Below are 11,796 nucleotides of genomic sequence, written 5' to 3' on the forward strand. Positions count from 1 at the left end.
TTCTCTACCGATCCCAAACTGAATTCGATCAGCGGGAACTGATCAGGAAAGCGGAACTGCATCCGCAACGACGCACTACATGCGCCAACGTCCCGTCTCTGTCAGCCATCCAATCCAACGCGCGCATCACCCTCCGGCTCCAGCGCCTTCACCAGCACTGCTGCCTGCGTGCGGCTGTGGCATTCGAGCTTCTTCAGGATGGCGGTCACGTGCACCTTCACCGTGTTTTCGGCCAAGCCCAGTTCATAGGCGATCTGCTTGTTGAGCAGCCCGTCGGCCAGGCACAGCAGCACCCGGAACTGCTGCGGCGTCAGCTGCGCCAGGCGGCTGGCCAGCAACGCGTCGGCCTCGGAACGCTCGGCCGCCATCGCCGGAAACCACAGGCCACCATCGAGCACCGCTGCCACCGCTTCACCGATGGTTTCGGCAGGCGCGGACTTGGGAATGAAACCAGCCGCGCCGAACTGTTGCGCGCGACGGATCACCCGCGGGTGGTCGTTGGAGGACAGAATCACCACCGGAATGTCCGGGTGCGAACCGCGCACGTGCAGTAGCGCGGAGAATCCATGTGCGCCCGGCATGGTCAGGTCCAGCAGCACCAGATCCACATCGGGCTGTGCGTCCAGCGAAGTGGCCAGTGCTTCGGCGCTGGCGACCTCGCGTACCTGCGCCAGCGGCAGACTCTGCCGCAACGACTGCACCACTGCCGAACGCAGCAGCGGATGGTCATCGGCGATCAGGATGGTGTATTCGCTCATGCGGCCATTGTACGGGCAGCGAACTGCCTCCGCCGGGCATGGCCCGGCGCTACCGGAGCACCAGTACGGGCGCTACCGCCCCGCCGGCTCCACGCTGCTGCGCCATGCATCCAGGAACTGGCGGCGCTTGAGCGCATCCAGGTAGACCAGCAGGCCGGGGCCGAGCTGGATCGGGCGACGGCTGCGGCCAGGGGCATCCCCGCCGCCTGCATCGCTGCGCACGATCGGCATCAGCCGCGCTTCCCGCGCGAGCACCTGCTGGCCGCGCGGTGACAGCAGGTAATCGAGGAAACGCCGCGCTTCCTGCGGGTGCGCGCCGGTGCGCGGAATCACCGCCGTACGCAGCACCACCAGCGTGTAGTCTTCCGGCTCGACGATGGCCAGCGGTGCGCCCGCATCGATACGCGCCTGCGCATACGAGCCCAGCACGTTGTAGACCAACGACAACTGGCCGCTGGCCACCTGGTCCAGCAGCACCCCGGTACGCTCCTCGCGCACCACCGCGTTGTCGCCCAGCGCACCGAGCAACGCGCCGGCGATGCTGCCGCGCTGCGCGTCCTGGGTCGCCAGCAGGTAGCCCACGCTGCTGCGTTCGATATCGTAGGTACCGACCTTGCCGCGCAACGGCGCCCCCTCCGCGCGCAGCAGGTCCAGCAACTGTCGACGCGTGTGCGGCGCTTTCGCCGCCGGCAGCCTGCGGGTGTTGTAGACCACCACCACCGGTTCGTAGCTGATGCCGAATGCCTCGCCACGCCATTGCGCCCACGCTGGCAGCGCCTGCGTCTGCAGCGAGCGGTGTGGCAACGCGTGGCCGTCGTTGACCAGCTTGGTCTGCAGGTCCATGCCGCTGGAGATCAGCAGGTCCGGCGACGCAGGCCCGCTGCGGTCGCGCAGGTAACGCGCGTACAGATCCTGGGTGATGATGTCTTCGTACATCACCTCGCTGCCCGGATGCAGCCGCTGGTAGTCAGCGATGACTTCGGCGAAGACCTCGATATCGGTGGTGCCGTGGATGCGCAGCTGTGCGGTGGCGGCGCCCTGGGCGGGGAAGCGGCGTACATCGCCCGGTGCAGCGAGTGCCGGCACGGCCAGCAACAGGGCAACAACAACGACGAACAGGCGGATCATGTGCTGCTCCGGGGCAGGCGGATGGTGGCGACCAGGCCGCCCTGCGGTCGATTGCTGAGATCGATCTGGCCGCCATGGCTGTCGACCACGCGCTTGACGATGGCCAGGCCAAGGCCTGCACCGCCGGAGGGTGCGCCCTCGCCGCGCGCGAAACGCTCGAACACGCGTTCGGCATCGGCGGCGGCGATGCCGGTGCCGTGGTCGGCGATGGTGAGCACGGCCTGTCCGCCTTCAGCGGTCAGCGCGATCTGCAAGGGACCATCGCCGCCGTACTTCAGCGCGTTGTCGACCAGATTCTTGATGGCTTCGCGCAGCAGCAGCGCGTCGCCATGCACCTGCACCGGCTCGGCCGTCATCGCCAGCTGCACGCGCGGGGCGGGCCCTGCCTGCGGCAGCGCTTCATGCAGGGCCTGGTGCACGGTCTCGGCCAGGTCCACGGTGGCGAAGCGCTGCAGATGTGACCGATGGATCACGCTGGCATCGCTGAGCAGCTGGTTGAGCAGCCGGCTCATGTGGGTGGCGTTGCGCTCGATCGCCTGCAGGCTGCGCCGCATGTCTTCCGGATCGTCGTCGTCCAGCGCCAACTGTGCCTGCGCACGCAGCGCGGCCAAGGGCGTGCGCATCTGGTGCGCGGCCTCGGCCATGAACGCACGCAGGGTTTCATTGCTGCTGGACAGGCGCTCCATGAAGCGGTTCAGCGCGGCCACCATCTGATCCATCTCGCGTGGCACGCGCGCATCCAGCGGTTTCAGGTCGGACGGCTCGCGGCGTGACAGCTCGCGCTCGACCCGCACCAGCGGCCGAAACGCGCGGTGCACGCCGAACGCCACCAGTGCCAGCAGCAATGCCGAGAGCACGCCGATGGCCAACAGCGCGCGGGTGACCAGTTCCTGCGCCACCGCTTCGCGTGCACGCCGGGTCTGCCCCACCTGCACCTGCACCTCGCCCTGCGCGGAGGCCGCGGCAAAGCTGCGGCCGACCACCACGAAACGCACGATCTCGCCGCTGTAGGGCGCATCGAACAACTGCGGTTGCGTGCCCGGCCGCTGCGGCGACGCAGGCAGGTCACCGTAGCCGGTGATCAGGTTGCCGCGGCTGTCGGCGATCCGGTAGAACACGCGGTCTTCCGGCGCCATCGCCAGCAGGTCCAGCGCGGCATACGGAAGGTCCACCTGCCACTGGCCATCGACCAATGCCACCGAATCGGCGATCGACAGGGCCGAAGACACCAGCAGATGGTCGTAGGAGCGGTTGGCGGCGCGTTGGCCGTAGTCGCGTGCAGCGAACAGCAGCGCCACCGCGAACACCGCCAGCAACGCGCCCAGGTACAGCAGCAGGGTGCGCCGCAGCGACCCGGGGGCGGCACTTGCGCTGCGCGCGTCAACCATCGGCATCGGACGGGCCGTCGCTGGCTTCAAGCAGATAGCCGACACCACGCACCGTGGTGATGCGCAGCGGCGCGCCTGCCAGCTTTCTGCGCAGGCGACCGATGTACAGCTCGATGGCATTCGGCCCGGCTTCGTCATCGAAGCCGAACAGGCCATTGCCGATCTCATCCTTGCCCACCACCTGACCCAAGCGTCCGACCAGGATCTCCAGCAGGCGATATTCGCGGTTGGGCAGCTCGATCGGCTCGCCATCCAGGGTCACCCGGTGCGCAGCGTTGTCGAACTGGAAGCCGCCGATCTGCACCACTTCGCTGGCCTGCCCGCGTGCGCGCCGCAGCAGCACGCGGCAGCGCGCTTCGAACTCGCGGAAGTCGAACGGCTTGCCCAGGTAGTCGTCAGCGCCGACATCGAGCGCCTGCACGCGATCTTCGATGCCATCGCGCGCGGTCAGCATCAGCACCGGTGTGCTGTCACCACGCTCGCGCATGCCGGCCAGCACCCGCAGCCCATCCAGTTTCGGCAGGCCGATATCCAGCACCACCAGATCAAAACTCTGGTAACGCAGCACGCTGGCGGCGGCCAGGCCGTCGGCCTGCCAGTCCACCGCGTGACCACTGCGGCGCATGCGACGGATGATCGCATCGGCCAGGTCCGGGTTGTCTTCGACCAGCAGCAGGCGCATGGGCACAACAGTGGGAGGGGAAGCGAATGCTACCGCATGGCGCCGGACCTGCCCGTCGGGCCCATGCCCGGCGGCCTTTACGCTGCACCGCACAAACCGCTGACAGGACGATGACAGCTTGCGCGACACAGACTGCGGCCGCGCACCGTCCGGTGCCCACGATTGCCGCGCGCCTGGCGTGCACCTGGGAGGGTTTGTGGAATTGAGCATTGCCTGGCGGCGTCCTGCCGCCATGATGGCCCTGGCTGCGCTGGCCGCGCCGGTCTTCGCCGAAGACGAACGTCCAGTGACCGCCACTGTGGGCGGCCGCCTGCACCTGGACTTCGCCACCTTCGACAACGACAACCGGGGTACGCCGAACAAGGACGACACCGAGATCCGCCGCGCCTGGGTTGACGTTTCCGGCAAGTTCTTCGTGGTCGACTACAAGCTGGAAGCCGATTTCTCCGGCGACCGTGTCGAGGCCAAAGACGTCTACCTGAGCCGCAGCTTCGGCGATGCCGGCCGCCTCACCGTGGGCCAGTTCAAGCAGTACTTCTCGCTGGACGACCGCACCGGTTCCAACTACGGCAGCTTCCTGGAGCGCGGCAACGCCGGCACCACGCTGGCACCGCTGTACCGGCTGGGCGCCTCCTGGCAGGCCAATCCGGGCGATTTCACCTGGGCGGCCAGCGTGTACAGCCTGGAGAGCATCGATGCCTGGCAGGTCAAGGGCCGCGCTGCGGGTGGACGCGTCACCTGGGCGCCGTCACCCAGCGAGGGCGACGTGCTGCACCTGGGCCTGTCGCTGGCCCGCGAGGCCTATGACAACCCGGGCGGCAACGGCACCCCGGGCCTGAAGATCCGTCCGCGTCCGGCCGGCCATCTGTCCGACGAAAGCCGCCTGACCCTGGTCGACTTCTCCGCTGGCCGCGATACCGACGTCAACAAGTGGTCGCTGGAATATGCGCAGGTGCGCGGCCCGCTGTCATGGCAGGGTGAGTTCAGCGGTGCCACCTTCGATGATGGCGCCCAGCGCGGCGACGTGATGGCCGCCTACGGCATGCTCAGCTGGTTCGTTACCGGCGAAAGCCGCGCCTACGACCGCAAGACCGGCCGCTTCGCCCGGGTCAAGAACATCCGCCACAAGGCCGGTGCCTTCGAAGTGGCCCTGCGCTACGACCAGATGTGGGGCGCGCAGCACCTTGATGGTGCGCCGGACCTGCGCCGTGGCAGTACCGAAGGCTGGACGCTGGGCGGCAACTGGTACCTGCGCGACAACCTGCGCTTCATGCTCAACGTGATCGAAAGCCGCAACCGCGACCGCCTCGCTGGCACCACGGTGGATCGCACGCGCGCGGTCACCGGGCGCCTGCAGTTCGACTTCTAACGCGTTTTCCCCCGGGCGCGCACGCTCCCGGGCCCCCTCCACGTTCCACGCCCTGTTTCCTCTAGGAGTCCGCAGATGATGCTGAGCATCCTCGGCTTTGGCATGGTCATTACGTTCATGTACTTGATCATGAGCAAACGACTGTCGCCGCTCGTTGCCCTGATCACCATTCCCATCATCTTCGCCCTGATCGGTGGCTTCGCCGCCGGCATCGACGAGATGATGCTGGAAGGCATCAAGAAGATCGCGCCGACCGGCGTGATGCTGATGTTCGCCATCCTCTACTTCGGCGTGATGATCGATGCGGGCCTGTTCGATCCGCTGGTGCGGATCATCCTGCGCTTCGTCAAGGGCGACCCGATGAAGATCGTGCTCGGCACCGCCGTATTGGCGATGCTGATCTCGCTCGACGGCGATGGCTCGACCACCTACATGATCACCGTCTCGGCGATGCTGCCGCTGTACCAGCGGCTTGGCATGAACGCGCTGAACATGACCTGCGTGACCATTCTCGCCGGTGGCGTGATGAACCTGACCCCGTGGGGTGGCCCGACCGCGCGCGCGGCCACCGCCTTGCACGTGGACCCGGCCGATGTGTTCGTGCCACTGATTCCGTCGATGGTGATCGCCTGCGCTGGCGTGCTGCTGCTGGCCTGGTACCTGGGCCTGAAGGAGCGTCGTCGCCTGGGCGTGGTGACCCTGCCCAAGGGCGGCAGCTGGATGGACAACAGCGTGTCCGACGACGGCAACACGCTGCCGACCGTGGAAGACGCCGAAGACACCAAGCGCCCCAAGCTGCTGTGGGTGAACCTGGTGCTGACCCTGGCGCTGATGAGCGCCCTCATCATCGGTGTGCTGCCGATGCCGGTGCTGTTCATGATCGGCTTCGCCATCGCGCTGGTGATCAACTACCCGAACCTGGCCGAACAGCGCCGCCGCGTGGTCAGCCATGCCGGCAGCGTGTTGTCGGTGGTGGCGCTGATCTTCGCCGCAGGCATCTTCACCGGCATCCTCAACAACACCGGCATGGTCGAGGCGATGTCGCACAGCTTCCTGGCGATCATCCCAGACAGCTGGGGCCCGTACCTGGCGGTGATCACCGCCGTGGCCTCGATGCCGTTCACCTTCTTCATGTCCAACGACGCGTTCTACTTCGGCGTGCTGCCGATCCTGTCCGAGGCGGCCGGCAACTACGGCATCACCCCGGTGGAAATGGCCCGCGCGTCGCTGGCCGGGCAGCCGGTGCACCTGCTCAGCCCGCTGGTGCCTTCCACCTATCTGCTGGTGGGGCTGGCCAAGGTTGAATTCGCCGACCACCAGAAATTCACCCTGAAGTGGGCGATCGCCATTTCGCTGCTGCTGATGATCGGCGGCCTGTTGTTCGGGCTCTATCCCTTCACGGCCTGATTTCCTTACCAAGGAGCGTTCTGCAATGACTCTTCGCATCGCCTACGTCACCAGCGGGATGGGCAGTGTCGGCACTGCCATCTGCCAGAGCCTGGCCCGTTCCGGCCATACCGTGGTCGCCGGCTGCGCACCCAACTCGCCGCGCAAGGCCAACTGGCTGCGCGAGCAGCGCGAACAGGGCTTTGATTTCATCGCCTCCGAAGGCAACGCGACCGATTGGGCGTCGACTACGGCGGCCTTTGGCAAGGTTCGTGCCGAGGTCGGCGAAGTCGACGTGCTGGTCAACAATTCCGGCGGCAGCCGCGACCTGCTGTTCCGGCAGATGACGGTGGAGGACTGGAATGCGGTGATCGCCTCCAACCTCAACTCGCTGTTCAACCTGACCAAGCAGGTGGTCGATGGCATGGCCACGCGTGGCTGGGGCCGCATCATCAACATCGGTTCGGTCAGCGCCCACAAGGGCCAGATCGGCCAGGTGAACTACGCGACGGCCAAGGCGGCGATGCACGGTTTCAGCCGCGCGTTGGCGGCTGAAGTCGCCTCGCGCGGGGTCACCGTGAATACCTTGTCGCCCGGTTACATCGCCAGCCAGGCGATCAGCAGCTTCCCGCCGGACGTGCTGGACCGGCTGGCCGCGTCGGTGCCGGTGCGGCGCCTGGGTCGCCCGGAAGAAGTGGCCGGCCTGTGTGCCTGGCTGGCCTCTGATGAAGCCTCCTACGTGACCGGTGCGGACTATCCGGTCAACGGCGGCCTGTACATGGGGTAGCCCTTCTCCACGCATGGCGTGGATCTACTCCCCTCCCCCGGTAGATTCACGCCCTGCGCGGATTCCCCCGCAATGCCGTTCGTTGGTTTTTCGTAAACAAGGTTTCATGTTCCCTTCGCATAGTGGCCATGCACCGCGCCCCGGGCCGGTGATCACCCCCCATGCAATGGACCATCATGCAGACCCGATATCTGACGATCGCCGTGGCGATCGCGCTTTCCGCCGCCAGCGTCCACGCCGCTGAAGCCACCGACGCCACCGCCGATACCGCGCTGAGCGCGCAGACGCTGGATACCGTCTCGGTCATCGGCCAGGGCGAGACCCGCCAGGTGCAGCGCATCACCACCGTCGACAAGCAGGTGCTGCCGCCGGGTACCAGCGGCCAGAAGATCCTCGACCGCCTGCCGGGCGTGTCGGTGCAGTCCAACGATGCCTTCGGTGCGAATGAAGAATCGCAGACCATCAGCCTGCGCGGCTTCGACAAGAGCCGCCTGGGTTACACGCTGGACGGCATCCCGCTGGGCGACAACAGCTACGGCAACTACAACGGCCTGAGCATCGCCCGTGCGCTGATTGCCGAGAACCTGGCCGGTGCCGAGCTGTCACAGGGCATCGGCTCGCTGGGCGTGGCCTCGACCAGCAACCTTGGCGGCACCATCCAGTACTTCTCGATGGATCCGTCCACCGAATTCGGCGGCCGCGCCAGCATCACCGTGGGTGATGACAACCAGCGCCGCGGCTACCTGCGGGTGGACACTGGTGACATCAACGGCTTCTCGGCCTACGTGTCCGGCGTGCACCAGGACCAGGACATGTGGGCCGCGCCATACCAGAACCAGACCACCCGCCAGTTCAATGCCAAGGCGGTATGGAACGTGGGCGACAACCGCTTCGGTGCCTTCGTCGCCACCTCGCGCGCCAGCCAGGCCAACTATGCCTACCTGTCCAAGGACATGCTGGCGCGCGGCCTGGGTTATGACTGGAACATCTATGCACCGGACTGGGACCGCGCGGTCGCGGCTGCATACTGCGCACCGGGCACCTACAACAAGGCACACTGTGCGTTCAGCGGCGGCGTCAACAGCATCGACGATGCCTACTACCAGAGCCGTGCGCTGCGCGACGACAACCTGTATTCGATCGACGCCGACATCCGCCTGGGTGAGCAGGGCCGCCTGAAGCTGCTGGGCTACCACCACGAAAACCGTGGCCAGGGCCACTGGTGGGCACCGGGCCAGCCGTCCTACCCGGGCACGGACAAGATGCTGCCGATCTCGATCCGCAGCACCAACTACACCATCAACCGCGATGGCGTGACCGCTGCGCTGTCGTGGATGCTGGGCATCCACGAACTGGAAGCCGGCGTGTGGTACGAGCAGAACGACCATAACGTCTCGCGCAACTTCTACTACATCAGCGGCCCGTTCCTGGACGACCTGTACCTGCAGAATCCGGACCGTCGCCTGTTCAACCAGGACTTCGACATCCGTACCCGCCAGTTCTATGTGCAGGACCGCATGCGCTTCCTCGACCAGCGCCTGACCGTGGACGTGGGCATCAAGAGCCCCAACACGCGCATGACTGCCAAGGCCCAGCCGGGCGTGGAAACCAGCATCGCCTCGGGTACGCTGACCGCCAAGGAATCGGTACTGCCGCAGCTGGGCGTGGGCTTCAAGCTCAATGCCAACAATGAAGTGTTCGCCTCGTACGCCGAAAACATCGCAGCCTTCGTCGGCGGCGGCAGCGGTGGCCCGCTGCAGGTGTCGCCGGAATCGTTCGCGGCCAGCGCCGGCCTGGAGCCGGAGAAGTCCAAGAGCCTGGAAGCTGGTTTCCGTACCTTCGGCGAGAAATACCAGGCGTCGATCGCGGCCTACAACGTGAAGTTCGACAACCGTCTGCTGTCGTTGAACCCGTGCTCGAGCATCGAGGTAGGCACGCGTCCGGAGTGCGTGACGCGCTTCATCAACGTCGGTTCGGTGAAGAGCCATGGTGCCGAGCTGACCTTCATCCTCAAGCCGGTCGATGGCCTGCAGTGGTACAACGCGCTGTCCTGGAACAAGACCACCTACGAGGATGACTACACCTCGGGCGGTGCGATCGTGCCGGTGGCCGGCAAGATCACCGTGGATACGCCGCAGCGCATGGCGTCCAGCGAGATCAGCTGGAACCGCGATGGCTTCTTCGCCAGCCTGCGCGCCAAGTACACCGGCAAGCGTTACTACACCTACACCAACGACCAGTCGGTGCCGGGCGTGACCACCTTCGATGCCGGCGCCGGCTACGACTTCGGCCCGGGCATGGGCCTGCGCAACGTGCGGGTGTCGTTGAACGCGACCAACCTGACCAACAAGCGCTATGCGGGTCAGCTGAGCTCGTTCGCACCGACCGATCCGAAGGGCACGCGGTATGCGATCCATGCGAGTGCGCCGCGGCAGGTGTTCATGACGGTGGCGGCGGAGTTCTAAGTCGAAAGCGGGCGCTGCGGCGCGTTGATTGTTCCTGCATGGCGTGGGTAGGCAGGCCCATGCAGGACACGCCGTAAACCCGTCCCTGGGGGCTCGATGGCGCCATCCATGGCGCCAACGGTCCTGCATGGGCCTGCCTACCCGCGCTGGACAGTTCCCCGCGCCGGCGCGGAGGCAATGGAAAGCAAGAGCAGAAGCAAAGAGCCGGGCAGTGCCCGGCTCTTTGCTTTTAAAGCTCTTCAAGCGCAATCCCTCTGGTGGATTGCTGGCCGTCTCGCAGGAAATTGTCTGGAGCGGGGGGCTTGCGCTGGCCAGGACCGTCCACGGCATGGATGCCGTGGCCGAGCCTACAGGGACGTACTTGCGGCGTGTCCTGGCCAGCGTAAGCCCCCCGCTCTCCCCAATATCAATCAAGACGCCACAAGACGCCAACGCATTTCATTCCGGCGCCAGCTGGTCCATCCGGATGCGGTTGGCGAACAGCGAGAACGCCAGCATGCCGGCCAGGCCATTGGCCCGGCTCATCCAGTGCGGCAGCCAGCGCGGTGGCTTCAGCACGCCCGATTCGAACAGCGGGGCGAACGCGATCGCATCGGTCAGGCTCATCTTGCCGGCGAACAACCAGCGGCAGACCTGCAGGCGATCCTCGGCCAGCATGTGGCGGAAGAAGGTATGCACCGACACCAGACCGCGCAGGTACACCGTGTCCTTGGTGAAGGCCAGGCCCCCACTCGGCGGCACACCGCGGAATACCCGCTGCGCAGAGGCGAAGCTCTCTTCCGGGTTCTGCCCGGCGTCGCAGAAGTAGCGGAACACCTCGATGAAGTCCGCACCTTCGCGCGCCATCGCGATCGCCTCGGTACGCAGGCTGATGCGCTTCAGGCGCTCGATGTCGATGCTGCCAGTGATCTGCTCGGCAAACGTCGCCAGTCCTTCCTGGGTGGCCGTCACCCGTGGCGAGGACAGTGCCAGGCTCGGCAGCACCGGCTGCGCGCGACCGTTCAACGCCGTCAGCGAATGCACCAGCGCTTCATGATGGAACAACTGCGCGCGATCGTAAGCGCTGAAACGCGCGCTGGTGCGCAGGCGGATGCGGGTCGGTCCGGCAGCCGCCTTGGAAACCAGCTCCGGGTCCAGCTGCACCTGGATGATGCGTGATTCGAAGAACGCGTCGAGGTCATTCTGCAGCTGCAGCTGCAACGCGATCGCCGATACCGGCACCTGCTCTTCCGGTGCCAGCAGTTCGTGATCCAGTTCGGCGGCAATCTGGATGAAGTGGCGCGCCGCATCGCGCGTGCTCGGTCCGTTGCCCGGCAAAGGCTGCTCGGGCGACCCGAACAACTGCATCGAACAGGCATCCACGGCCGCGGTACCGAGGCCTTCCAGCAGCTGCGCTGCCAGATCCCAGCTCTGCGCGGACTGCTGCACGTAATGGCCCAGCGGATGGTTTTCGTCACACTCGGCAGCGAGCGCGGCCAGCGCGCGACGCTCGTCGCTGAAATCCAGCTTCGGGTAGTCGACCACCGGCAGCGTCGGCTGGCCACGGGCCACGCTGTCCAGGAAGGGTGCCTGCAGTGTCGCCGGCCAGCTGGTCAGGCCCAGCAGGCGGATGCCTCCTACGGCCTCGACCAGGCGCGCATCGAGCGCTGCATGGTGGGCCACGTCACGGTCCAGCGTCGCGGTCGGTTCCATGGGCGGACTATAACGCCCTGCCCGCGCGTTGGTAGGTGCCAACCTTGGTTGGCACAGATAAGCATGCGCGGAAAGCATCCACGCATGGCGTGGATCTACTGGACTGCCCCTGCCGTGACAGTGCCAACCAAGGTTGGCAGC

At 66.2% G+C, this 11,796-nt stretch carries 9 protein-coding genes; 4 read left to right on the forward strand and 5 right to left on the reverse strand.

The window, feature by feature from the left end; genetic code table 11:
• Positions 1–101: 101 nt before the first annotated feature.
• The 4 genes from AC1DKR_RS16450 to AC1DKR_RS16465 all read right to left on the reverse strand — a co-directional run bounded on the left by AC1DKR_RS16450 (position 102) and on the right by AC1DKR_RS16465 (position 3,956).
• Positions 102–758: a response regulator gene (locus tag AC1DKR_RS16450; protein ID WP_033831979.1), complete on the reverse strand. Its 657-nt coding sequence runs from the start codon at positions 756–758 to the stop codon at positions 102–104.
• Between the two features lie 72 nt (positions 759–830).
• Positions 831–1,886, reverse strand: coding sequence for an ABC transporter substrate-binding protein (locus AC1DKR_RS16455; RefSeq protein WP_447945545.1), 1,056 nt, complete (start codon positions 1,884–1,886; stop codon positions 831–833).
• Complete coding sequence (locus tag AC1DKR_RS16460; protein ID WP_478034033.1) at positions 1,883–3,274, reverse strand: sensor histidine kinase N-terminal domain-containing protein; 1,392 nt, start codon at positions 3,272–3,274, stop codon at positions 1,883–1,885. The genes AC1DKR_RS16455 and AC1DKR_RS16460 overlap by 4 nt, the downstream gene beginning before the upstream one ends.
• On the reverse strand, positions 3,267–3,956 hold the full coding sequence (locus AC1DKR_RS16465) for a response regulator transcription factor (RefSeq protein ID WP_080149867.1): 690 nt from the start codon (positions 3,954–3,956) through the stop codon (positions 3,267–3,269). The genes AC1DKR_RS16460 and AC1DKR_RS16465 overlap by 8 nt, the downstream gene beginning before the upstream one ends.
• Before the next feature lie 232 nt (positions 3,957–4,188).
• Between AC1DKR_RS16465 and AC1DKR_RS16470 the strand changes: the two genes are divergently transcribed.
• The 4 genes from AC1DKR_RS16470 to AC1DKR_RS16485 all read left to right on the forward strand — a co-directional run bounded on the left by AC1DKR_RS16470 (position 4,189) and on the right by AC1DKR_RS16485 (position 9,963).
• Positions 4,189–5,325, forward strand: a complete 1,137-nt coding sequence (locus AC1DKR_RS16470) for an OprO/OprP family phosphate-selective porin (protein WP_447945821.1) — start codon at positions 4,189–4,191, stop codon at positions 5,323–5,325.
• A 78-nt stretch (positions 5,326–5,403) separates the two neighbouring features.
• Entirely contained in the window at positions 5,404–6,732 is a 1,329-nt protein-coding gene (locus AC1DKR_RS16475) for a CitMHS family transporter (protein ID WP_025874116.1), read from the forward strand.
• A 25-nt stretch (positions 6,733–6,757) separates the two neighbouring features.
• Entirely contained in the window at positions 6,758–7,498 is a 741-nt protein-coding gene (phbB, locus tag AC1DKR_RS16480) for an acetoacetyl-CoA reductase (protein WP_353101245.1), read from the forward strand.
• 176 nt (positions 7,499–7,674) lie between these two features.
• Positions 7,675–9,963 (forward strand): TonB-dependent receptor, encoded by a 2,289-nt coding sequence (locus AC1DKR_RS16485; protein WP_478033716.1) that lies wholly within the window; start codon positions 7,675–7,677, stop codon positions 9,961–9,963.
• A 438-nt stretch (positions 9,964–10,401) separates the two neighbouring features.
• Here the strand turns inward: AC1DKR_RS16485 and AC1DKR_RS16490 are convergent, their stop codons facing one another.
• Positions 10,402–11,655, reverse strand: a complete 1,254-nt coding sequence (locus AC1DKR_RS16490) for a flavohemoglobin expression-modulating QEGLA motif protein (RefSeq protein ID WP_088100922.1) — start codon at positions 11,653–11,655, stop codon at positions 10,402–10,404.
• Between the last annotated feature and the right edge of the window lie 141 nt (positions 11,656–11,796).

The sequence above is a fragment of the Stenotrophomonas sp. 01N47 genome, from assembly GCF_056399165.1.